This window comes from Alloyangia pacifica, from assembly GCF_020524285.1.
In the GTDB taxonomy this organism is placed as follows: Bacteria; Pseudomonadota; Alphaproteobacteria; order Rhodobacterales; family Rhodobacteraceae; genus Salipiger; species Salipiger pacificus_B.
In genome coordinates, this window is sequence record NZ_JAIVKX010000006.1 from 36,413 (window position 1) to 58,221 (window position 21,809).

21 protein-coding genes are annotated in these 21,809 nt (G+C 68.3%); 11 read left to right on the forward strand and 10 right to left on the reverse strand.

Translation table 11 applies throughout. From position 1 onward, the window contains the following. Nucleotides 1–147 precede the first annotated feature (147 nt). The 3 genes from LC039_RS09690 to LC039_RS09700 are packed head-to-tail and all read right to left on the reverse strand — an operon-like array spanning nucleotide 148 to nucleotide 3,049. Entirely contained in the window at nucleotides 148–1,008 is an 861-nt protein-coding gene (locus tag LC039_RS09690; protein WP_226623645.1) for a carbohydrate ABC transporter permease, read from the reverse strand. Then, a complete protein-coding gene (locus tag LC039_RS09695; protein WP_226623646.1) occupies nucleotides 1,005–1,889 on the reverse strand; it encodes a carbohydrate ABC transporter permease in 885 nt (294 codons plus the stop codon). The genes LC039_RS09690 and LC039_RS09695 overlap by 4 nt, the downstream gene beginning before the upstream one ends. Next, the gene (locus tag LC039_RS09700; protein WP_226623647.1) at nucleotides 1,889–3,049 is read right to left on the reverse strand and encodes a Gfo/Idh/MocA family protein; all 1,161 of its coding nucleotides are present in this window, start codon (nucleotides 3,047–3,049) and stop codon (nucleotides 1,889–1,891) included. Before LC039_RS09700 ends, LC039_RS09695 begins: the two co-directional genes overlap by 1 nt. 306 nt (nucleotides 3,050–3,355) lie before the next feature. Between LC039_RS09700 and nagA the strand changes: the two genes are divergently transcribed. From nagA to rsgA, 5 genes are all read left to right on the forward strand, one after another. Continuing rightward, nucleotides 3,356–4,423, forward strand: coding sequence for an N-acetylglucosamine-6-phosphate deacetylase (gene nagA / locus LC039_RS09705; protein WP_226623657.1), 1,068 nt, complete (start codon nucleotides 3,356–3,358; stop codon nucleotides 4,421–4,423). Continuing rightward, nucleotides 4,420–5,340 carry an ROK family protein gene (locus LC039_RS09710; protein WP_226623658.1) on the forward strand — a complete coding sequence of 307 codons (921 nt, stop codon included), beginning with the start codon at nucleotides 4,420–4,422 and terminating at the stop codon, nucleotides 5,338–5,340. Before nagA ends, LC039_RS09710 begins: the two co-directional genes overlap by 4 nt. 81 nt (nucleotides 5,341–5,421) lie before the next feature. Beyond that, nucleotides 5,422–6,927 (forward strand): M81 family metallopeptidase, encoded by a 1,506-nt coding sequence (locus tag LC039_RS26965; RefSeq protein WP_226623659.1) that lies wholly within the window; start codon nucleotides 5,422–5,424, stop codon nucleotides 6,925–6,927. Nucleotides 6,928–6,929: 2 nt separating this feature from the next. After that, entirely contained in the window at nucleotides 6,930–7,673 is a 744-nt protein-coding gene (locus tag LC039_RS09720) for an SDR family oxidoreductase (protein ID WP_226623660.1), read from the forward strand. A gap of 138 nt (nucleotides 7,674–7,811) precedes the next feature. Next, nucleotides 7,812–8,900: a ribosome small subunit-dependent GTPase A gene (gene rsgA / locus LC039_RS09725; RefSeq protein ID WP_226623661.1), complete on the forward strand. Its 1,089-nt coding sequence runs from the start codon at nucleotides 7,812–7,814 to the stop codon at nucleotides 8,898–8,900. 18 nt (nucleotides 8,901–8,918) lie between these two features. Here rsgA and LC039_RS09730 read toward each other — a convergent pair whose 3' ends face one another. The 3 genes from LC039_RS09730 to LC039_RS09740 all read right to left on the reverse strand — a co-directional run bounded on the left by LC039_RS09730 (nucleotide 8,919) and on the right by LC039_RS09740 (nucleotide 11,614). Beyond that, nucleotides 8,919–9,719 carry a DUF2182 domain-containing protein gene (locus LC039_RS09730; protein WP_226623662.1) on the reverse strand — a complete coding sequence of 267 codons (801 nt, stop codon included), beginning with the start codon at nucleotides 9,717–9,719 and terminating at the stop codon, nucleotides 8,919–8,921. A gap of 4 nt (nucleotides 9,720–9,723) precedes the next feature. Next, on the reverse strand, nucleotides 9,724–10,329 hold the full coding sequence (locus LC039_RS09735; protein ID WP_226623666.1) for a DUF1326 domain-containing protein: 606 nt from the start codon (nucleotides 10,327–10,329) through the stop codon (nucleotides 9,724–9,726). Between the two features lie 175 nt (nucleotides 10,330–10,504). Then, nucleotides 10,505–11,614, reverse strand: coding sequence for a hypothetical protein (locus tag LC039_RS09740; protein ID WP_226623667.1), 1,110 nt, complete (start codon nucleotides 11,612–11,614; stop codon nucleotides 10,505–10,507). A 141-nt stretch (nucleotides 11,615–11,755) separates the two neighbouring features. Here LC039_RS09740 and glgB point away from each other — a divergent pair, with 141 nt between their 5' ends. Together glgB and gghA are read left to right on the forward strand one after the other, a co-directional pair. Continuing rightward, nucleotides 11,756–13,858 (forward strand): 1,4-alpha-glucan branching protein GlgB, encoded by a 2,103-nt coding sequence (gene glgB, locus LC039_RS09745; protein WP_413463822.1) that lies wholly within the window; start codon nucleotides 11,756–11,758, stop codon nucleotides 13,856–13,858. 90 nt (nucleotides 13,859–13,948) lie between these two features. Beyond that, the gene (gene gghA / locus LC039_RS09750) at nucleotides 13,949–16,330 is read left to right on the forward strand and encodes a glucosylglycerol hydrolase (RefSeq protein WP_226623668.1); all 2,382 of its coding nucleotides are present in this window, start codon (nucleotides 13,949–13,951) and stop codon (nucleotides 16,328–16,330) included. 81 nt (nucleotides 16,331–16,411) lie between these two features. Here gghA and LC039_RS09755 read toward each other — a convergent pair whose 3' ends face one another. The 3 genes from LC039_RS09755 to LC039_RS09765 all read right to left on the reverse strand — a co-directional run bounded on the left by LC039_RS09755 (nucleotide 16,412) and on the right by LC039_RS09765 (nucleotide 18,239). Beyond that, entirely contained in the window at nucleotides 16,412–16,804 is a 393-nt protein-coding gene (locus LC039_RS09755; RefSeq protein WP_226623669.1) for a hypothetical protein, read from the reverse strand. A 296-nt stretch (nucleotides 16,805–17,100) separates the two neighbouring features. Beyond that, nucleotides 17,101–17,703, reverse strand: a complete 603-nt coding sequence (locus LC039_RS09760; RefSeq protein WP_226623670.1) for an NrsF family protein — start codon at nucleotides 17,701–17,703, stop codon at nucleotides 17,101–17,103. Beyond that, nucleotides 17,685–18,239, reverse strand: coding sequence for a sigma-70 family RNA polymerase sigma factor (locus LC039_RS09765; protein ID WP_226623672.1), 555 nt, complete (start codon nucleotides 18,237–18,239; stop codon nucleotides 17,685–17,687). Before LC039_RS09765 ends, LC039_RS09760 begins: the two co-directional genes overlap by 19 nt. A 200-nt stretch (nucleotides 18,240–18,439) precedes the next feature. Between LC039_RS09765 and LC039_RS09770 the strand changes: the two genes are divergently transcribed. The 4 genes from LC039_RS09770 (at nucleotide 18,440) to LC039_RS09785 (ending at nucleotide 20,974) form a co-directional block, all read left to right on the forward strand. Beyond that, nucleotides 18,440–18,745 (forward strand): DUF2282 domain-containing protein, encoded by a 306-nt coding sequence (locus LC039_RS09770; RefSeq protein WP_226623675.1) that lies wholly within the window; start codon nucleotides 18,440–18,442, stop codon nucleotides 18,743–18,745. A gap of 95 nt (nucleotides 18,746–18,840) precedes the next feature. Next, the gene (locus LC039_RS09775) at nucleotides 18,841–19,683 is read left to right on the forward strand and encodes a DUF692 domain-containing protein (RefSeq protein WP_226623677.1); all 843 of its coding nucleotides are present in this window, start codon (nucleotides 18,841–18,843) and stop codon (nucleotides 19,681–19,683) included. Next, nucleotides 19,680–20,414 (forward strand): DNA-binding domain-containing protein, encoded by a 735-nt coding sequence (locus tag LC039_RS09780; protein ID WP_226623679.1) that lies wholly within the window; start codon nucleotides 19,680–19,682, stop codon nucleotides 20,412–20,414. Before LC039_RS09775 ends, LC039_RS09780 begins: the two co-directional genes overlap by 4 nt. After that, the gene (locus LC039_RS09785; protein WP_413463823.1) at nucleotides 20,411–20,974 is read left to right on the forward strand and encodes a DoxX family membrane protein; all 564 of its coding nucleotides are present in this window, start codon (nucleotides 20,411–20,413) and stop codon (nucleotides 20,972–20,974) included. The genes LC039_RS09780 and LC039_RS09785 overlap by 4 nt, the downstream gene beginning before the upstream one ends. A 6-nt stretch (nucleotides 20,975–20,980) precedes the next feature. Here LC039_RS09785 and LC039_RS09790 read toward each other — a convergent pair whose 3' ends face one another. After that, nucleotides 20,981–21,673, reverse strand: a complete 693-nt coding sequence (locus LC039_RS09790; protein WP_226623681.1) for a M48 family metalloprotease — start codon at nucleotides 21,671–21,673, stop codon at nucleotides 20,981–20,983. Between the last annotated feature and the right edge of the window lie 136 nt (nucleotides 21,674–21,809).

The following is a 21,809-nucleotide window of genomic DNA, read 5'->3' on the forward strand; positions in this document are numbered from 1 at the left end:
CCGCTTGCGCGGCGGGCCTTGCTGGCGTCCCCTGTCCCGGGGCCGGTCTTTTGCCGCTCCCTTTCGCGGGAGCCGCCGGTCACCCCCTCCCTCGGGGGCCGTGGTGGGCCGCCGCGCGCGCGGCGCGGCAGCCGGGTCTTGCGCGGGCTACTGCTTCACCGCCCCGGCGGTGAGGCCGGCGACGAGGTAGCGTTGCAGCGCGAAGATCAGGATCATCGCCGGGGCAATGCCGACGAAGCTGGCGGCCATGAGCTCGTTCCAGATCACCTCCTGCCGGCCGAAGTAGGCATAGAGGCCGATGGGCAGCGGCATGAACTCGGTCTTGGAGTTGAAGGTCAGCGCGAAGATGAACTGCTGGGCGTAGGCGCCGATGAAGGTGGTGATCGCGACCACGGTGATGCCGGGCATCGCCAGCGGCAGGATCACCCGGCGCAGGATGTAGAAATGGTTCGCCCCGTCGACATAGGCGGCCTCGTCCAACTCGCGCGGGATTCGGCGCATGTAGGTCGAGAGCAGCCAGATCGCCGTGGGGATCAGGAAGGCCACGCCCGGCACGATCATCGACCAGTAGGTGTTGAGCATGCCGTAGGCGCGCATCAGCCGGAACAGCGGGATCAGCAGCACCGCGCCCGAGAACATGTTCACCGCCAGGAAGGCGCCGAGCAGCGTGCCCGAGCCGCGGAAGCTGATCCGGGCGAAAGCGTAGGAGGCGGGCACCACCAGCACGAGCACCACCAGCGTGATGACCGAGGAAATGAAGAAGGAGTTGAAGATGTAGCGGCCGAACTCCGGCACGCTCTCCCACATGGTGAAGTAGGCCTTGAACGAGCCGTTCTCGGGCAGGAACTTGTAGGGCGTCGAGAACAGCAGGCCCAGCGGTTTCAGCGAGACCAGGAAGCCCTCGATGAAGGGCGCCAGCACGAAGAAGAGGAACACGAAGATGCCGCAGTACATCAGCACCACTTCCCACCAGCGGTAGCGGTCGATCATGGCGTTTTTCTTCATCATGTCGTCATCCTCTTCGACAGCTTGGTCACGGCGCGGAAGTAGAGCAGCGCGAAGGCCGACAGGAACAGGCAGATCACCACGGCGCGGGCCGCGCCCTCGCCGAACTTCTTGGAGCCGAGCGCGGTCGAATAGGTGTCGATGATCATCGTGGTGGTCGAGCCCGACGGGCCGCCCTGGGTGAGGATCCAGATCGGGTCGAAGGAGTTGAAGGTCGAGATCAGCGAGATCATCGACATGGTGATCGCCGCCGGGAAGATCATCGGCAGGGTGATCCGGCGCATCCGGTAGAAGCGGCTGGCGCCATCGGTCCAGGCGGCCTCGTGCAGGTCCTGCGGCACTGACTGCACCGCGGCCAGCATATACATGGTGACCATCGGCACGCCGATCCACACGTCGGTGATGATCGTCGCCCAGAAGGCGGTGTTGCCATAGGCGAGGAAGGCCACCGGCCCGTCGACGAGGCCGAAGCGCTGCATCAGGCCCGAGATCATCCCGAACTGGCCGTTGTACATCCAGCCCCACATGAAGATGCCGATGGCCATGGGCACGATCCACGGCGGCATGGTCAGGATGCGGAACAGGGCGCGGCCGGGCAGGGCGGCATTGAGCAGCATCGCGCCGCCGGTGCCGATAATCATCTTCAGCGAGACCGACAGGAAGGTCCACAGGAAGGTGCGACCGATGATGGTGGCGAACTCCGGGTCGAAGATCTTCGCGTAGTTCTCCCAGCCGATGTAATTGGTGGTGCGGCGCAGCGAGGCGTCGGTGAACGACAGGTTCACCGTCTGCAGCAGCGGGTAGACGACGATGGCGGCCACATAGGCCAGCGCGGGCACCAGCAGGATCCAGGCGAAGAGGACGGCGGATTTCTGTCCGGGCATCAGGCCGGTACCTTCGCGGTCAGGGCCTCGTCGAAGAGATCCCAGGTGCGCGACATCTCGATGACGGTGCGGGTGGCGCGGGCCTCGTCCATCGCCATGGCCAGCAGCCCGGCCTCGAGCGCGTCGAGCACCGAGACGGGCTGTTTCGCGCCGGTCAGCACCGAGGCGATGACGCCCTTGGCCATCTCCTCGTCGGCGCCGTAGTGCTGCGAGAGATCGCTGGCCTGGTAGCTCTTGCGCTCCAGCGGCTGGCGGGTATGGCTGTCGGTGACATTGAGGAAGCCGCGGACGAAATCGCCCTCGGCCATGCCGCGCGTGCCGATCACCGCGAAGCGGCGGAAGTCGTCGGGCACGTTGAGGTTGGTGTGGAAATTCAGCGCCGCGCCGTTCTCGTATTCGACGATGGCCACCTGGTAGTCGATGATCTCGGCGTCGCTGTCGAAGACCTTGTCGGTGCCATTCCAGCCCGACGGCTTCTCGGTATAGACGCCGAGGTCGTTGATGCCCCGGTTGCGCGGGTCGTTGGCGGGGACGAAGGTGCGGCGCCCGCCAAAGCTGCTCACCCGTTCGGGGCGGGCGCCGATGACGCCGTTGTAAAGGTCGATGTCGTGGCAGCATTTCTCCAGCATGAAGCCGCCGGCCCAGCGGTCGTACCGCCGCCAGTCGCGCATGAAGAAGGCGCCGTGGTAGGGCGGGATGTGCTCGCTCGCCTCGATCGAAACGACGTCTCCCAGCTCGCCCCGCGCCTGCGCCGCGCGCAGGTCGGTGTAGAGCGGTGCGTAGCGCAACACGAGGCCGATCAGCAGGTTCTCGACGCCGTATTTGGCCAGCAGCCGCGCCATCTCGAAGCTGTCTTCCTTGGTGGTGACGACGGGCTTTTCCGAGAAGACCTTCACGCCGGCCTCGAAGCCCGCGCGGATGTGCTCGAGGTGCATGCAGTTCGGGGAGCCGACCATCAGCAGGTCGAGTTCCTCGGCCTTCAGAAGTTCCTGCACGGTCTCGTATTGAGTGCCCGCAGAGATGCCCTTCTCCTGCAGCAGGCCCATGCCCGCGGGCGCGGGATCGACGTAACCGGCGATCTCGAAATCAGGATGCATTTGTGTGAAGACCTGGCTCAGGTAGCCTAGACGGTACCCAAGACCGACGATGCCGACTTTCATTCTCGATCCCTGTTCTTGCCTCGGGCGTTCAAGCCAGACGTGCCGGGGGATGGCGCGCGGCTTTCGCTCGAAATCCGTAATTTATTTTCGTAGACTGTGGTCGAGTTTCGTGACAGTCAATACAAAAATGCGGAAGATGGCGGCTATGATGAAATTCATTTTCAGGTTCTGCCTGAGTCGCGGGCACCCCGGTCCGGGGGCGGCCTGGCAATTTGGACCCCGGGAGCGCTGGAGCGCATGAAGACAGGGATTTCCCCGGTCGCACGCCGTCTCTTTGACGGCTGGGACTGGCATGAAAATGCAGCGGTGACCTACGAAGTCGGGAAAGTCACCGGAGTGATTCCCGGCAAGGCTGAGGTGGACCTGGTCGTGCCGGGGCTGGTCGACCTGCAGGTCAACGGCGGCGGCGGCGTGCAGTTCAACGACACCACGAGCGCGCAAGGGCTCGCAGCGATCTGCGCGGCGCATCGGGCGCTCGGAACAACCGCTGTCCTCGCCACGCTGATCACCGACACGGCGGAGAAGACATCGGAGGCGCTTGCGGCGGGCGCGGCGGCGCGGGCCGCGGGGCAGGCGGGGCTGGCCGGTCTGCACCTCGAGGGGCCGCATCTCGATCCGCGCCGCAAAGGCACCCACGCAGAAGAGCTGGTGCGCCCGATGCAGGAGGCCGACCTGCTGCGCATCCTCGCGGCGGCGGGCAGCTGCGGTCACCTGCTGGTGACGCTGGCCCCCGAGGCCGCGACAGAGGAGCAGGTCGCGCGGCTGGTGGCCGGGGGCGTGCAGGTCTCGCTCGGGCACAGCGATTGCAGCGCCGAGACCGCAAGCGGCTATTTTACCGCCGGGGCCAGTATGACCACCCATCTTTTCAACGCGATGAGCCAGATGGGCCACCGCGCTCCGGGTCTCGTCGGGGCGACGCTGGACAGCGGCGCGGTGAGTTGCGGGCTGATCGCCGACGGCCACCACGTCAGCGATACGGCGATGCGGGTCGCGCTGCGCGGCAAGCGCGGGCCGGGGCATGTGTTCCTCGTGTCTGACGCCATGGCAGCCACCGGCTCCGAACTGACCGAGATCACCCTCAACGGCCGCACCATCTACCGCGCCGGCGGAAGGCTGACGCTGGCCGACGGCACGCTCGCGGGGGCGGATATCTCGATGCTGGAGGCGCTCCGCTATTGCGTCACCGCGCTGGAGGTGCCGCTCGACGAGGCGCTGCGCATGGCGACGGTCTATCCGGCGCAGGCGGCGGGTCTGCCCCACGTCGGACGGCTCACCGAGGGCGCGCGGGCGGATTTCCTCGTGCTGGACGCGGCGCTGCACTTGCAGGGCGTTTGGGTCGGTGGCGTCCGGTCCGGCGATGAGGTGGCGGCATGATCGTCTGCTTCGACATCGGCGGCACTTCGGTCAAGAGCGCCGTGGCCACCAGCGCCCGGGACGTGCGCGCGCTGTCGCGCCGCCCGACCCCGTCGCAGGACTTCGACGCCTTTGTCGCCACGCTTGCCGAGGCCATCGCCGAGGCGGGAGGCCGTCCGGAGCGGGTCGCCATCTCGATTGCCGGCGTGGTCGACCCCAAGAGCGGCCGCGCCACCGTCGCCAACATTCCCTGCCTGACCGGGCGGCGCCTTGCGCCCGAGCTGACGGCGCTGCTGGGGATCGAGGTGCTGGTTGCCAATGACGCCGACTGCTTCGCGCTTGCCGAGGCGGGGGTCGGCGCCGGGCGCGGACACGACGTGGTCTTCGGCGCGATCATCGGCACCGGTGTCGGCGGCGGGCTCGTCGCTGGCGGCCGGTTGATCGGTGCGGGCAGCGGCTACGCGGGCGAATGGGGCCACGGGCCGGTGGCGAAACGCCTGCTCGACTGCCTCGAGGCGCCGCTGCCGTCCTATCAATGCGGCTGCGGCCTCAAGGGCTGCCTCGATGCCACCTGTTCGGCGCGCGGCATCGAGCGCTTGCACCGCGACATCGCCGGGGCCGAGCTGCCCTCGACCGAGATCCTCGCGCTCTGGCATGCGGGCGACGCGGGGGCCTCAAAGACCGTCGCCGCCTGGCTGGAGCTGCTCTCGGGCCCGCTGGCGATGGTGGTCAACATGACCGGTGCCACGGTGGTCGCCGCGGGCGGCGGGCTGTCGAACGATGCCGCGCTGATGGCGGCGCTGGACGAGGCCACCCGGCCCCTGACCCTGGCGAAACCTACCGAGCCGCTGGTGGTGCAGGCGCAATGCCGCACCGAGCCGGGGCTCGTGGGGGCTGCCATCCTCGCCCTGCGCGCGCCGTCGCGCGACGCGGCCTGAGCGGATGCTCCGTCCCGAGGCGACAGGTTTTCACCAAGGCGGGCCCGCCCCGGTCCGCCGTCTTTCAAGGAGGGTCGCCGCGTGAGGGTGTTTACCGCGTCTCTGGCTACTGAAACGAATACCTTCTCGCCGCTGCCGACCGATCGCGCGGCTTTCGAGGCGGCCTTTTACGCTGGACCGGGCGAGCATCCCGAGTCCCCGACGCTCTGCTCCTCGCCGGTGCCGATCCTGCGCCAGCGCGGGCGCGACGAGGGCTTCACGGTGATCGAGGGCAGTTCGACCTGGGCGGAACCGGCGGGGCTCATCAAGAAAGAGACCTTCGAGGAGTTGCGCGACGAGATCCTCGATCAGCTGCGCGCGGCGCTGCCGGTGGACGGCGTGGTGCTCGGGCTGCATGGCGCGATGGTGGCGCAGGGCTATGACGACTGCGAGGGCGATTTCCTCGAACGTGTCCGCGCCATCGTCGGCCCCGACGTGCTGGTGGCCGCCGAGTTCGACCCGCACAGCCACCTGACCCGCAAGCGCGTGGCGCAGCTCGACATCGCGGCGACCTTCCTCGAGTTCCCGCACACCGACTTCCAGGAGCGCGGCGCGCATGTGGTGGAGGTTGCGCTCAGGGCACTGCGCGGCGAGGTGCGCCCGGTGATCTCCACCTTCGACTGCAAGATGATCGGCATCTACCCGACCAGCCAGCAGCCCATGCGCGGCTTCGTCGACCGGATGAAGCTGCTCGAGGGGCAGGGCAATATCCTGTCGTGCTCGGTCATCCACGGCTTCATGGCCGGCGACGTGCCGGAGATGGGCACGAAGATCATGGTGGTCACCGACAATGCGCCCGAGGAAGGCGCGGCGCTGGCCCGCAGGCTGGGCGAGGAACTCTACGCCCTGCGCGGCAAGACCGCGATGCCGATCCTTGACTACGAGGAGGGCATCGACCTGGCGCTCGCCGCGCGCGAGGCCGATCCTTCGATGCCCGTGACCATCGCCGACACCTGGGACAACCCGGGCGGGGGCTGCGCCGGCGATGGCACCTATGTGCTGCTCTCGCTGATCGCGCGCGGCGTCGACAAGGTCGCGGTAGGCGCGATCTGGGATCCGGTCGCGGTGAGCTTCTGCCATGCGGCGGGGCTCGGCGCGACGCTGCGCCTGCGCTTCGGCGGCAAGGCCGGGGCCGAGGCGGGCCCGCCGATCGACGCCGAGATCAAGGTCATCCATCTCGCGCAGGAGGGCCACCAGAGCTTCCGCGCCAGCCGCGTCACGCTGGGCCGCTCGGCCACCGTCCGCATCCTCGGCACCGAGATCGACATTGTGCTGATCTCCAGCCGGACCCAGACCTACGAGCCGACGCTCTTTTCCAACCAGGGGGTGGATTTCGCGGACAAGGACATCCTGCTGGTCAAGTCCACCAACCATTTTCATGCCGGGTTCGATCCGGTCTCCGCGCGGATCATCCACGTGGACAGCCCGTCGTCCTACCCGACGAAACCGGCGCTGACCGCCTACCAGAAGGCGGGCAGCGATTTCTGGCCCAAGGTGGCGGACCCGCTGGGGCTCGATGCCGTGACCGCCGAAGACGAGGAAGCCTGATCATGTTGCTGAGCGGAAAACGCGTTGTCCTGACCGGGGCCGGGGGCGGCATCGGCACCGCCATGATCGCGGCGCTGAAGAAGGCCGGCGCGCATGTGGTCGCCTGCGACCGCGCGGGCAGCGGGCTGCAGGCCGATGAGTTGGTCGAGTTCGACATCACCGACACGGCGCAGACCGAGGCGGCGGCAGCAAAGATCGCGCAATCGCCGGTGGACGTGCTGATCTCCAACGCCGGGGGGACCCGCGTCGATCTGATGGAACACACCGACACGGCGGCGATTCAGACCGACCTGCAGCTCAACTTCACCGGCGCGGCGGTGTTCAGCCGGGCGCTGCTGCCGGCGATGCGCGGCAGGCCCGAGGGGGCGGCGGCGGTCTTCGTGGCTTCGGTCAACGGCATGAGCCATTTCGGCAGCCCGGCCTATTCCGCGGCCAAGGCCGGGATCATCGCCTGGGCCAAGGCGCTGGCGACCGAGGAGGGAAAGCACGGGCTGCGCGCCAACGTGGTGGCGCCGGGCTCGGTGCACACCCCCGCATGGGACGACCGCAAGGCCCGCCAGCCCGACATCTTCGCCAAGGTCACCGCGCTCTATCCGCTGGGGCGGCTGGTGAGCCCCGAGGAGGTGGCAAAGGCGGCGATCTTCCTCGCCTCGCCCATGGCCAGCGGCATCACCGGCACCGTGCTGCCCGTCGATGCAGGGCTGACCGCGGGCAACCTGCCGTTCATCGACATCATCACCGCCTGACCCTGTCTTGCCGCCGGAGCGGCAGCTTTTGTCCGGCGGCACTCTCACGCAAGGGCTGGCAGCGCCGAGGGGCTTTGCCCCCCTGCGCCGCTGTGGCATTCTGGGCCTCTCCCTTTTCCTCCCGCAGCGGGACACCCCATGGTCCGTGACTACTCAGCTTTCCTTCCCGGCAGCGGCGACGCGCCAAAGCCGGACCGCCGCGCGCTTTCGGCGCTCGAGGCGCTTGGCTGGAGGAATTTCTTCGCCCAGCAGATCGACGCCGGGGCGCTCGCCGAGACGCCGCCCGTCCGTGTGCTGTCGGTGCATCGCGGCGGGCTTCACGTGGCCGGAGACGGCATCGACACGCTGATCCCGCCGGGTCCCGAGGCGACGGTGGGCGACTGGCTGCTTCTTGATCGCGCTCTGCCAAAGTCGAGCCAGGTGCTCGAACGCGCCTCGCTGATCAAGCGCCGCGCCGCGGGCCACGACCGGCGCGTGCAGCTCATCGCCGCCAATATCGACACGCTCTTCGTCGTGACCTCCTGCAACCAGGATTTCAACCTCGCGCGGCTCGAGCGCTACCTCGCGCTGGCCTTCGACGCCGAGATCGAGCCGGTGATCGTGCTGACCAAGACCGACCTCGTGGACGACCCCGCGCCCTACGTGGACGAGGCGCGCAGCCTGTCGGACCGGGTGCAGGTGGTGGCGCTGGATGCCCGCGGCGGCGAGCCCGCAAAGGCGCTGGCCGACTGGTGCAAGCCGGGGCGGACGGTGGCCTTCGTCGGCTCGTCGGGCGTGGGCAAGTCGACGCTGACCAACGCGCTTTCCGGCGCGCAGACTATCGCGACGCAGGGCATCCGCGAGGACGATGCCAAGGGCCGCCACACCACCACCCACCGAGAACTGCACCCGGTGCCGGGCGGCTGCCTGCTGCTCGACACGCCGGGGATGCGCGAACTGCAACTGACCGATGTCGCCGCCGGCATCGCCGAGCTCTTCGAGGACATCGAGGAGCTGACCACCGGCTGCCGGTTCCGCAATTGCGCGCATGAGACCGAGCCGGGATGCGCGGTTCGGGCGGCGCTCGACGACGGCCAGATCGATGCGGCGCGCCTCGCCCGCTGGCGCAAGCTGAAGGCCGAGGACGAGTTCAACTCGGCAAGCCTGCTGCAGCGGCGCGAGAAGGACCGTGCCTTCGGCAAGATGGTGCGCGGCGTGATGAAGGACAAGTCACGCCAGAAGCGCTGAGCGCCGGGGCCGGGGCGCTCAGCCCAAGACGCCCACGTGCAACAGCACGAGTCCGGCGCTCCAGCCCAGCAGCAGCACGCCGAGTGGCGTGCTGATCCTCTGCCCCCAGGCGAAGTTCTTCTCCACCGCCATCACCGCGCCGAGCAGCAGCATCCAGCCGAGATTGCCGGTGCCGACGACGAACATCAGCAGCATCAGTGCCCAGCAGCAGCCGACGCAGAACAGCCCGTGGCGCCAGCCCAGCCGGGCCGCGTTGAGGTGATCGCGGCGGCCCTGCCAGTGCTCGATGACGAAGCTCATCGGCATGCGGCAGCGCTCGAGGCAGCGGCGCTTGAGGTCGGAGAACTGGAACACCCCGGCACCCGCGATCACCGCCGCGCCGAGCGCCCAGCCATTGAAGGTCAGCCAGTCGCTGCGGCGCACCAGCGCGACCAGCCCCAGATCGGCCAGATGCGCTGCCGCGCCGAAGACCAGCCAGGCGGCGAGATAGCCCGCGATCACCAGGCTGATCAGCCGCAGCCGGTCGGGCCGTCTCTGCACCAGCCGCGCGTAGACGTCGAGGATCGGCAGGGTGGTCGGCAGCATCATCGCCGACAGCATCAGCACCCAGCCCAGCACGTAGAGCAGCGCCGGGACCAGCGACTCGCCAAAGGGGAGCGCGGCGCAGATCGAGCCGACGAGCCCGATCTGCATCCAGTCGCCGTGATCGAGGTAGCGCCCGTAGGGGCTCTGCGACCAGGCCCAGAGCAGCAGCCACGCCAGCGCCGCCAGCGTCAGGCCGAGCCCATAGAAGGCCCGGCGGTGATAGAGCGTGCGCATCCCGTCAGGCGAATTCGAAGCGGAAGGAGCCCTGGATCGCGTTGGTCTTCTCGATGTCCAGATCGATCCCGACCCCGGCGTCGTTCAGCCGGAAATACTCGGCCTTCGAGACGTAGGCGGGCGCGCCGGGAATGGTGGTGAAGATGCTCTCGTTGAGCGTGGTGACCTCGCCGGTGGGGCCGCGGTAGGGCTCCATCTCGGCCTCGAGTACGCCGTCAATCTTCAGCATGCCCTTGCCCTCGACGAGGGTGAAGGTGATCTCGGCCCGTTTCGGCTCGAGGTCGTTCCCGACAAGCTGTGCGAGATCGGCGAGGGGCCCGCCAAGACGCCCCTGCAGCAGGTCGATGGCCGCCGAGCTCTGCTCGTTGCTGGCCTTGCTGTCGACGTAGAGCTGCCGCTTCCAGTTGCCGTCCAGCACGTTGCCGGGGATCTTGCCGACACCGGCGATGATCACCCCGCTCATGTCGACGCCGTCGACCTCGCCGGAGTTGATGCGATAGGCCAGCGTGGCATCGCAATAGCCGTTGTCCGGATCCTCCCCGATCCAGCACGGGCAAAGCACGTTGCAGTTGCAGACCTCCAGAAGGTCGCCTTCGATCGAATAAGCCATGGAAATTCCCCCACAAAGGGCTGCCGCCCGGCAGCGCCAAGTCTATGTCGTGAGCCTTGGAAAACGGGTCACTGAACCACTTGCCTGGGTTGCCTGCCTGGGAAGAGGATAGCACGGATCGCCAGCGAAATGAATTTCCGCGGGCGAGGTCGGTGCAGGGGGCCCTGGGGCGGGCCTATTCGTCGCCGACGAAGAACGATGGGCGGATCACCCGCAGGGTGATCGCCCCGACCCCGGCCAACACGAGGACCAGTACGAAGAGCCAGCCGAAGAAGGGGATGAGGCCGACGACGCCCGCGGCCAGGGCGCCCGCGCCCGCGGCGAGCGCGCGCTCGCCGATGCTCTGCGGCTCGGCCCGGCCGAAGGCCAGGAAAAGCCCGACGCCGAAGGCATAGGCCGCGACCACGTAGCCCGCGAAGCCGCCGACCAGCGCGAGGAGCAGCATCGCCGGGGTGATCAGCAGCCCGATGAGGGTCAAAGCGAAGAGCACGCCCGCGCCGATCACCGCCGATTGCGTCAGGAAGCCCAGCCAGAGCGTATGGAACGGCCGTGCGAGGATCTGCCGCCGCATCTCGGCCAGCCGCTCGGGCACCAGCGCGGCGATCAGCGCGCCGAGCGCGGCAATGACGACCACGCCGATCAGGAAGCCGACGATCGCGCGGTGCCAGTCCGGAGGCTGCGGTCCCTCCCACTCCTCGATCTCGCGGCGCTCGATGCGGCTTTCGGGGGCCAGGCCTTCGGGGACAGCGAGATCGCCCGGCTCGTCCTCGTAGACGATCAGCCGCCCGCCGATGCGCGCCGCTTCGCCCCAGTCCACGTGCTCGGCGGCAAGGCTCACGTCACCCGCGACATCGGCGTCGAAGCGGATGTCCTCGCCCGCCACCATCGCATAGCCCGCGACCGGGCCGGTGAGGTGCAGTTCCGACCCGGCGGCACGCAGGTCGCCGCCCACCTCCGCCACCGACAGCGCGCGCCCGAAAACGGTGACATCGCCCGCGACCGGGCCGCTCAGCGTGACCTGATCGCCCGCGGCGTAGACATCGCCGCCAACCGCGCTCTCGATCGTGACCACGCGTCCGGCAAGATGCGCCGAGCCGGTCACATCCGCGGTCACCGCGACGGTCTCCCCGGCCATGAACAGATCATCGGTGCCCGCGCTCTCATGACTGACCGAGCGACCGGCGCGGAAGGCGTCGTCGCCAATGTCGACGGCCGCGGCATCCTCCTGCGCCAAGGCGGGCAAGGCGATAAGGCAGGCAACCAGTGCCAGAAGTATGCGCTGCATGGGTCCCTCTCCCTGCAATGATTGGGCTACCGTAGGGTCAAGCTGCCTGCGCCGCTTTGCGGTAAATCAAGCCGGCGTTCGGAGACCGCGCGGCGGACGGGCCGGAGGGGCGCCTTTGACGCTTTGGCATGTTGCATTACCATGAAGAGAAATCATGGTCCGGCCGGGACGGCGGGCATCCGTGCTCCGCCGCAGTCTGGCTTGTGCTGCTCCCGACCCATCGGGAGCCACTGGCTCTCTTCACCGAGCCGGGCCGTCGCCAAAAGGGAGCAAGGCCAAATGCAGCATTCGCAGCGACGCGCACTCCAGGAGCAGCAAGATCAAGACGGTTCCCGCGATCCCTCCCGGTTCGGGCCGGTGCTCGGTGATCTCGACACGCATCTCATCGCGGAGGGCCGTCACGGGCGGCTCTGGGAGGCGCTCGGCGCCCATGTGATGACGCATGAGGGATCCTGGGGCACGCATTTTGCCGTCTGGGCACCGAATGCGCAGAGCGTGTCGGTGGTCGGCCCGTTCAACGACTGGCAGGGCGGGCGCGATGCGATGCAGCGGCGCGGCGCGGGGCTCTGGGAGCTGTTCCTGCCGGGTGTCGGCGAAGGCACGCTCTATAAGTACGAGATCGCCGATGCAGCGGGAAACACCCTGCCGCTCAAGTCCGACCCGGTGGGCTTCGGCACGCAGCACCGGCCCGAGAACGCCAGCATGGTGCGCGACATCGGGGGCTATGGCTGGCACGACGCCGATTGGATGGAGACGCGCGCCGCCAGGAATACGCCCGATGCGCCGGTGTCGATCTACGAGGTGCACCTCGGCTCTTGGAAACGCGACGCGACGCAGAACGGCCGCCCGATCTCCTACAAGGAGGCGGCGGCGGATCTGGTCGACTACGTGGCGGACATGGGCTTTACCCATATCGAACTGTTGCCAATCAGCGAATATCCCTTCGACGGCTCCTGGGGCTACCAGCCCACGGGGCTCTACGCGCCCACCGTGCGCCACGGCCCGCCGCACGAGTTCCGCGACCTGGTGGATGCGGCGCACCAGAAGGGGCTGGGGGTGCTGCTCGACTGGGTGCCCGCGCATTTCCCGTCGGACGCGCATGGGCTGGGGCGGTTCGACGGAACGGCGCTCTACGAATACGCGGACCCGCGCGAGGGCTTTCACCGCGACTGGAACACGCTGATCTACGATTTCGGCAAACCGCAGGTGGTCAACTTCCTCACCGCCAACGCGCGCTACTGGCTCGAGGAGTATCACGCCGACGGGCTGCGGGTGGATGCGGTGGCCTCGATGCTCTACCGCGACTACTCGCGCAATGACGGCGAATGGGTGGCGAACAAGGACGGTGGGCGCGAGAACTACGAGGCGATCGACCTGTTGCGCCGGATGAACACCGAGACCCACGAGGCCATGCCGGGTATCATGACCGTGGCCGAGGAGAGCACCGCCTTTCCCGGCGTCTCGCGTCCCGTCGATCAGGGCGGGCTCGGCTTCGGCTTCAAGTGGAACATGGGCTGGATGCACGACACACTGAGCTATGTCGCGATGGATCCGATCTACCGCCAGCACCACCACAACCAGATGACCTTCGGGCTCACCTACGCCTTCTCCGAGAACTTCATCCTCGCGATCAGCCACGACGAGGTGGTGCACGGCAAGGGTTCGCTGCTGGGCAAGATGCCGGGCAGCGACTGGGAGAAATTCGCCAACCTGCGAGCCTACTACGGCTTCATGTGGGGGCACCCGGGCAAGAAGCTGCTGTTCATGGGGCAGGAGTTCGCGCAGCCCACCGAATGGGCCTTCGAGGGCGAACTGCCGTGGGAGCTGCTGAAGGAGGAGAAGCACGCCGGGATGCAGTCGCTCGTACGCGATCTCAACCGGCTCTACCGCGACCTGCCCGCGCTGCACCGGCGCGATTGCGACGCGCGGGGCTTCGAGTGGATCCTCGCCGATGCCGCCACCGAGAACGTCTTTGCCTGGGTCCGCAAGGGGGCCGAGGGTGATGATCCGGTGGTCATCGTGTGCAATTTCTCCCCCGTGACCCGCAGCGATTTCGAGCTGGGCTTGCCCCACGCAGGCGTCTGGCGCGAAGTCCTTAATACCGACGCCGAGATCTACGGCGGTTCGGGCGCCGGGAACATGGGGCAGGTCGAGGCCGCCGCGCCGGGCGCGCAGGGCCAGCCTGCCGCGGCACGCATGACCCTGCCGCCGCTGTCCACCGTCATGCTCACCCCGGCGCGCTGAGCGCGCGCCGGATGCCGGGGCCGAGGCGGCCCCGGAAGACCGCAGAACAAGACGACCGCAGTTCAAGCAGTTCAAACAGGAGACCCGGACGTGTACGACCGCATGGAAAGCCTGTCTTACGACGCAGACGCAACCCTCGAGCTCTCGCAGTGGTGCGAGCACATCCTGACCACCGCCGAGGACAGGTTCAGCGCCGGGCGCAGCATCGCGCGCAGGCTCGGCGCGCAGGTCGAGGGGGACCGGGTCGTCTTCGGCTTCTGGGCGCCCGAGCTGCAGGACTGGAGCGTCTCGGATGGTGACATCTTCGTCGAGATCCTGCGCCCCGAGGGCGAGCTTGATCTGACCCTGTCGCAGAGCGAGACCAGTTTCGACCGGGTCTTGCTGCCGGTCGAGCGCTGCGAGGCCTTCGTATTTTCCATCGCCGCCGGGGTGAAGGCGGGCAACCGCGGGCAGACCGGCGATTTCTACGCGCTGGTCTGGCGCGACGCCGAGGGCAAGGTGACCCGCATCCTCGACCCGCTCGCCATGTCCGTGCCCTTCGGCGCGCTGGCCCCGGCCGAAGTCTATGACGTCGCCTCGATGCAGCAGGATCGTCCCGACAAGGCCTATTTCGAGGCGCTGAAGGCCGAGGGGCCGCACAAGTTCGGCGCGCCGACGTCGATCCTCCAGCTGCACATCCCCACCGCCACCGCGGGGGGGACCATCGCCAGCCTCACCCGGCAGATCCACCGCATCGGCGAGCGGGTGGCCAATGGCCTGCCGCTGGAGCCGGCGGACGAGCTGTTCATCGGCTATGACGCGGTGCAGCCGCTGCCGCTGGAGCCGACCACCGTCTACGAGGCGGGACCGGATTTTTGGACCGAGGGCCTGACCGAGGAGGGGCGCATCGAGGCCACGCTGATGCGGCCCAACACCACCAACTGGGGCTATGACATCGTCATCGCCGGCATGGCGACGGTGAACCCGGTGCTGCTGGAGAGTGCCCGGCCAGACGAGCTGGTGGATTTCGCCGCGGCGCTGCACAATTTCCCCGGGACGCCCAAGAAGCTGATCCTCGACGTGGTCTTCGGCCATTCCGACAACCAGGGGCTGAACGCGCTCTCAAGCCACTATTTCGCCGGTCCCAACATGTACGGGCAGAACCTCGACTACCTGAACCCCTACGTGCGGGCGATTCTGCTGGAGATGCAGCGCCGCAAGGTGAACTTCGGCGCCGACGGGGTGCGGGTCGACGGTGCGCAGGACTTCAAGTGGTGGGACTGGGCGGCGCAGACCCTGCGCCACGACGACGACTACCTGCGCGAGATGTCCGGTCTCGTTCAGGAGGTGGCGGGCACCGAGTATCTGCCCTGGTTCGTCTTCGAGGACGGCCGCCCCTGGCCCGACGAGGACTGGGAACTGAGCTCGACCTACCGCGCGGTGATCGAGGGGCAGACCCATGATCCCGACGTTTTCCAGTGGGGGCCGTTGACCTTCGCCCACAACACGCCGTTCATCTACACCTTCTGGCTGTCGAAATACTGGCGGATCAAGGAGATCCTCGCGCACGGGGCGAACTGGATCTCGGGGACCGCGAACCACGACACGCTGCGCCGGGGCACGCAGGTGAACCCCAAGCTGAACATCAACACCCGGCTCGGCGACACCAAGATGGAGATCCTCGACAAGGCCTATGACAACCCGGCGGTGTCACTGCTCACCTATGCCGTGTTCCCCGGCGTGCCGATGGATTTCCTCAACGCCACCGCGCGGGCGAGCTGGGGCTTCATCCGCAACCAGGACGATAAGTACGGCGTGAAGGTGGTGGCCGAGGAGGCGATCAGCCTCAAGTGGCAGGTCGACACCTACAGCTATTCGATCCCCGGCAACTTCCGGCGGCTCAAGGAAATGGGCTTCGAGACCCGCGAGGATCTGGCGCGCTTCTTCGAATTCCTGCCGGCGCTGGTCGAGGTGACGGATTACGACCTCAACACCATCGCCGCGCTGCTGGGGGCGGTCGAGCCGCCGTTGGCCGGACCGGAGCGCTACACCGTCGGCGAGCTCAAGCGGATCGCCTGCGCCTGGATGGATGACATGCACGAGTACTGCAACGTGTCGCACTACCTGTCCTGGCTCGATCCGAACCAGACAGGCTTCATGCGGCGGCTGCGCGACTTCCGGCAGGAGAACCCCTGGCTGCGCGGCAATTTCGGTCCCGACGACAGCTTCCGCTACCTCGAGCCGATCGACGGCCGTACGGTCTTTGCCGCCCTGCGCCACGCGCCGGACGGGCGACGGGTGTTTTCCCTCTGCCACATGGAAGGCCGCGAGACCGACGAGATCGATCCGCTCGAGCTGCTGCCCGAGGGCGCGCGCGGGGGCGACTGGCGCCTGCTCCTGCGCAGCCCGGGCATCGGCGACGATTACCTCGGCGGGCCGATCACCCTGCGCGATTCAATGGGCCTGGTGTTCGAGGCCGCGCCCTCTGCGTGAGGCCGGTCCGGAGGCAAACCACCATGAGGAGGGGCCGCGCTGATCCGCGGCCCCTTGCATTCGCGTGAGTGGTCATGGCGATCACCGGGTTGCAAGCGCCCCGATAATGCCGCGCTTTTCGACTTCCGGCCGGCTCGAGTGCGCGATGGCCATCGCGGCCCCGATATTTTCTCCCGACATGCCCGCCAGTTGGTCGTCAGAGACATACTGGCCGACGAGGTCGAGCTGCTGCCGCGAGAAGGTGCGCGGTGCAGCACCGCGGGTCGCAAACTGCTCGATCCGCGTGATTTTCTGGGCATCCGTGTCGCGTCCGGTCGACATGCTGAACGCCGTCGGTATTTCGGCGCTGCTCAGCAGCGAGAGCACGGAGTCCGGCACGTATTGCGACAGCTGGTCAAGCAGGCTGCTCTGTGCCGAGGCCGGAGTCGTGGCCAGGGCAAGCGAGAGGGAGGAAATGGCGAGAAAGAACTTCATGGCTATTCCTTTCAAGATACGGAATTCGTCTCTGACAAAGGAATTGGGGTAAACGGGCCCGGAAATCTCGGACCCTGGGACAACTGGAAAGCAGGGCGGGAGAGGCGAGAGAGCCGCCGAATTGGCTCCGGGTTCCTCACTTGGGAGGTGGGAAGAACCGAAGGTGTCCCAGAATTTAACCTTACCATAAATCCGAGCCGGAATATATCTCTCGCTGAAGGTGATCACGAACGCGAGAGCCTGCCTCTGAGGCGGTGCCAGGTGCAGGCCAGCGGTGCCGGATCACCACGGGGCGCTCAGACCCCGAGCCAGCGCCGCCCGGCAACGCGCCCGGCCAGACCGCAGATCACGATGGCAAGCCCATACCACAAAAGGAAAAACGCCGCGCTGTCCTCGTCGCAGTGCACCGCGTAGACCGCCGCCGCCGCGCCGCCCGAGACTAGGCCCGCCAGCATGCCGCTGCGTGCGGGGCGGGGCTCCACACGGTGGCGCATGCCGCGGAACAGCGCCAGGGCGATGGGCAGCGCCAGCGCCGGTATCGACAGCAGGCAGGCCCAGAGCGTCTCGCCCAGGATGTCGCCGCCGGTGATCGCGGAGAGCAGCCATCCCGCGGCGCCGGTGGCCGCGAGCAGCCACAGCGGCCAGAGCGGCGCCTGCGCCTCGGGATCGCTCCGCCGCAGCAGCGGCCAGGCGACCAGCGCCACCAGGATCGGCAGGCTCTGCTTGACCAGCAGCGGCGCCATCATCAGCAGGTTGGGCCAGCCCGGACGCGTGCCCCAGAACACCAGCATCAGCACGAGCGACACCGCCACGCCGAAGGCGACGCGCCACAGCAAGTGCGGGCGCTTCGCGGGCACGTCATCGGCGGCCAGCGCCGCAATCAGTTCATCGGTGTCCATTCTTCCTCCTTCCTGGCCGCATCGGCCAGCCGTCTCAGCGCCCGGTGCAGGGCCACCCGAAGGGCGCCGGGGCTGAGATCGAAATCCTTCGAGAGCGTCTCGGTATCGGCTCCCCCGATCGCGTGCTCCCGCACCAGCGCGGCATCCCGGGCCGAGAGCCGCGACAGGGCCTGCTCGAGGTGCAGCCCGGCCAGCGGATCGACCGAGGGGGCATCGAGCCCCGGGTGATCCTCGACCGGCTCATGCGGGGCGCTCGGGGTTTTGCGAAGGGCGTCGATCGCCTTGTGCTTCACGATCACCCGCACCCAAGGCAGCAGCGGGCGCTGCGGGTCCCAACTGCCGCGCTTGAGATGGATCGACAGCAGCGCTTCCTGCACCACGTCCTCGGCGAGATGCCCGTGTTGCACGGGCAGGTCATGCGTGGCCATGGCCCGCATCCGCGGCACCAGCAGCGACAGACAGGCGGCATAGGCCCGGCGGTCGCCGTCCAGCGCCTTGCGCATCAGCGCCTCGATCTCGTCATCGCGTCCGGTCATCTGGGTTCGGCCATGGGTGTGGTCATGTCCACCTGCAGGGAATGTACCTGCGCATACGGGCGCCGCGGGCGCCGTGTTACAGCGGCGCGCGAATATTTCCTCTCTATCACACAAGCGCGAGCGACGTAACAAAGCCGGCCTCCGCGCCGAATACCCCGGTGCAGACGCGATGCGCTGCTTGTCACATTGGAGAGACTGACATGACCCTTCACAGCAAACACCTCGCCCTCGCCGGAGCCGTTGCCGCCGGTCTTGCGCAATTCGCCGGTGCCGCCCACGCGCAGGAGCAGGAGAAGTGCTACGGCGTCGCCATGGCGGGCGAGAACGGCTGCGCGGCGGGCCCCGGCACCACCTGCGCCGGCACCGCCTCGGTCGACTACCAGGGCAATTCCTGGACGCTGGTGCCCGCCGGCACCTGCGCCGAGATCGAGCTTCCGGCGATGGCCGACGGCACCGCGCGCATGGGCTCGCTCGAGCCGCTCGAGCGTGACCTGCCGAAGGGCTGAGCCCCCGGCTGATCCCGCGCGCGGCGGCCGCCCGGTCGCCGTGCGCGCTCCATTCCCGCCCAACCGGGCAATCGCCCAGCCAAGGGAGGCATCCCATGCAGAGCCACCATCTCCCCGCCACCGCCGGCGTCGGATTCAAGTCGGCGCATTTCGACGAGCTCGCCGATCCCGGCGCCGTCAGCTGGCTGGAAGTCCACGCCGAGAATTACATGGTCGAGGGCGGCCCGCGCCTTGCCATGCTGGACGATCTGCGCGCGCGCTTTCCGATCTCGGTGCATGGCGTGGGGCTGTCGATCGGCGGCGAAGGTCCGCTCGACCCCGCGCATCTGGCCCGGCTGAAGCGGCTGATCGACCGGGTGCGCCCGGCCCAGTTTTCCGAGCACCTCGCCTGGTCCACCCACGAGGGCTCCTATTTCAGCGATCTGCTGCCGCTGCCCTACACCGAGGCCACGCTGGCGCGGGTCGCGGCGCATGTGGACGAGGTGCAGCAGCGCCTCGGCCTGCGCATGCTGCTCGAGAACCCGTCGAGCTACCTGGTCTTCGAGGAAAGCACCCTCTCCGAGACCGGCTTCCTCGCCGAGGTCGCCCGCCGCACCGGATGCGGGTTGCTGCTCGACATCAACAACGTCTTCATCTCCGCCAGCAACCTCGGCACCTCGGCGCAGGCCTACCTCAAGGACTACCCGGTTGACCTGGTCGGGGAAATCCACCTCGCGGGCTACGCCGAAGAGGACGACGGGCAGGGCGGCCCGCTGCTGATCGACACCCATGGCGCGCCGGTGGCCGACCCGGTCTGGGCGCTCTACGCCGAGCTCATCTCCCGCATTGGCCCGCGCCCGACGCTGATCGAATGGGACAATGACGTGCCCGATTTTCCGACCCTCGAAGCCGAGGCCGCGCGCGCCGCGCAGGTGATGGCGCAGCGGAGGGCGGCATGAGCGGGCAGGGCGCTTTCGCGGGCGCGCTGCTTGCGCCCGAGGCGGCGCGCCCCGAGGCGCTGCGCGACCCGTCGGGGGCCCGCGCCACGCGCCGCTTCGACGTCTACCGCAACAATGTCGCCGTCGCGCTGACCGAGGCGCTCGCCGCCGCCTTCCCGGTGGTGCAGCGGCTGGTGGGCGAGGCCTATTTTGCCGCCCTGGCGCGCGACTTCGCCCGCGATCACCCGCCGCGCAGCCCGGTCATGGCGGTTTACGGCGCCGAGTTGCCGGACTGGATCGCGAAGTTCCCGCCGCTCGCGGCGCTGCCCTACCTGCCGGAGGTCGCCCGCATCGAGCAGGCGCGGCGCGAGGCCAGCCAATCCGCCGATGCCGCGCCGCTGGACCCGCGCGCGCTGGCCGGGCTCTCGCCCGAGGCGTTGGCGGAAAGCACCCCGCGCCCGCACCCCGCCGCGCGGCTCGTTCCGACACGAGACCCGGCGCTGTCCATCTGGGCGCGGAACGCGGAGCGCCCGGACCTTGCGCAGAGCCCCCCGGGCGAGGTGCTGATCACCCGCCCGAAGCTCGCGGTTCTGAGCTGCGCCGCCCCGGCGGGCACAGCCGCGACGCTCGATGCGCTGGCCCGCGGCGCGGCGCTCGGAGCCGCCTTGCCCGCGGGTGCCGACCACGCCGCGATCTTTGCCTGCCTGTTCAACGCGGGCGCCCTCGTCCCCCAAGGAGACCCCGAGCCATGACCGATCTTGCCCCTCCCGCCGCCGGGGTTCCGGCGCTGCTTTTTCAGTTGGACCGCGCCGAGGCGGCGATGACCGCACGCGCGCCCGCGGTGCTCGGTCTCACCGGCCGGATCGTCTTTGCCGCCACGCTCGCCGGGTTCTTCTGGTCCTCGGCGCTGACCAAGATCGACAGCTTCGGCCTGTCGCTGAACGCCTATGCGCAGATCTTCCCCCGCGCCATGGAGGCGGCAGGCTACGACGCCGGCCAGCTCGGCTTCTTCGCGCACCTGGTGGTCGCCGCGGGCACTGCCGCCGAGTTCGTGCTGCCGCTGCTCCTGATCCTCGGGCTCTTCACCCGTCTTGCGGCGCTCGGCATGATCGGCTTCCTGCTGGTGGTGAGCCTGACCGACATCCTCGGCCATGGCGTCGACGCCACGGCCATCGGCGCGCTCTTCGACCGACAGCCCGACGCGCCGATCCTCGACCAGCGGCTGCTCTGGGGCTTCGTGATGGTGGTGCTGGTGTTCACCGGCGGCGGGGCGCTTTCGCTCGACCGCTGGCTGCGCCGCCGCCTCGGCTGAAACGCCTCAGCTCTGGACGGCGGTCCAGCGCGCCTCGAGCTGTTCCAGTGCGGCAATGCGCTCGGAGGTCTTCGGGTGCGACAGCAGCCAGGCGGGCATGCCGCGCCCTCCGCCGCCGCTCAGCTTCTCGAGCTTGGCAAAGAGCGACTTCTGCGGCGCCACGCCGATCCCCGCCTTGTGCAGCAGCGCCGCGGCATAGGCGTCGGCCTCGTATTCGTCGCCGCGCGACAGCCGCGCCGCCAGCAGCGAGGTCAGCGCATTGGCAATCAGCGGCCCCAGACCCGGCACCAGCCGTGCCAGAACCATGACCAGCACCGTGCGGATGGCGTTCTGACCCGAGAAGTCGATCATCCGGCGCCGCGAGTGCCCCAGCGCCACGTGGCCCAGCTCGTGGGCAATCACCGAGGACAGCTCCTCGGCGCTGACCTCGCCGGCCTTGTAGCGGTTGTAGAAGCCCCGGGTGATGAAGATCCGCCCGTCCGGTGCGGCGAGCCCGTTCACCGGCTCGATCTCGTAGATATTGACCCGAATGCGCGGCAGGTCGAGCGCCGCGGCCATCCGGTCCATCAGCGCCTTCAGCTTCGGGTCCGCCAGTTCGGTCGAGCGCGAGTCCAGTTCCCGCGCCGTGCGCCAGGCAGAGAAGCGGTAGGCGACGATGGCGTAGGCGATGGCCAGAAGGATCGGGGTGAGCTTGAGCATGGGCGAAATATGGGGGTGCGCAGGCCGCCTGCCAAGCCTTTGCAGCCGGGCGGCGAGGCGCGAAGGTAGAGAAACCCTGCCCCCTTCGTCTCTTTCCAAATACGCAAAACAAAACGCCCGCCCCTCGCGGGGGCGG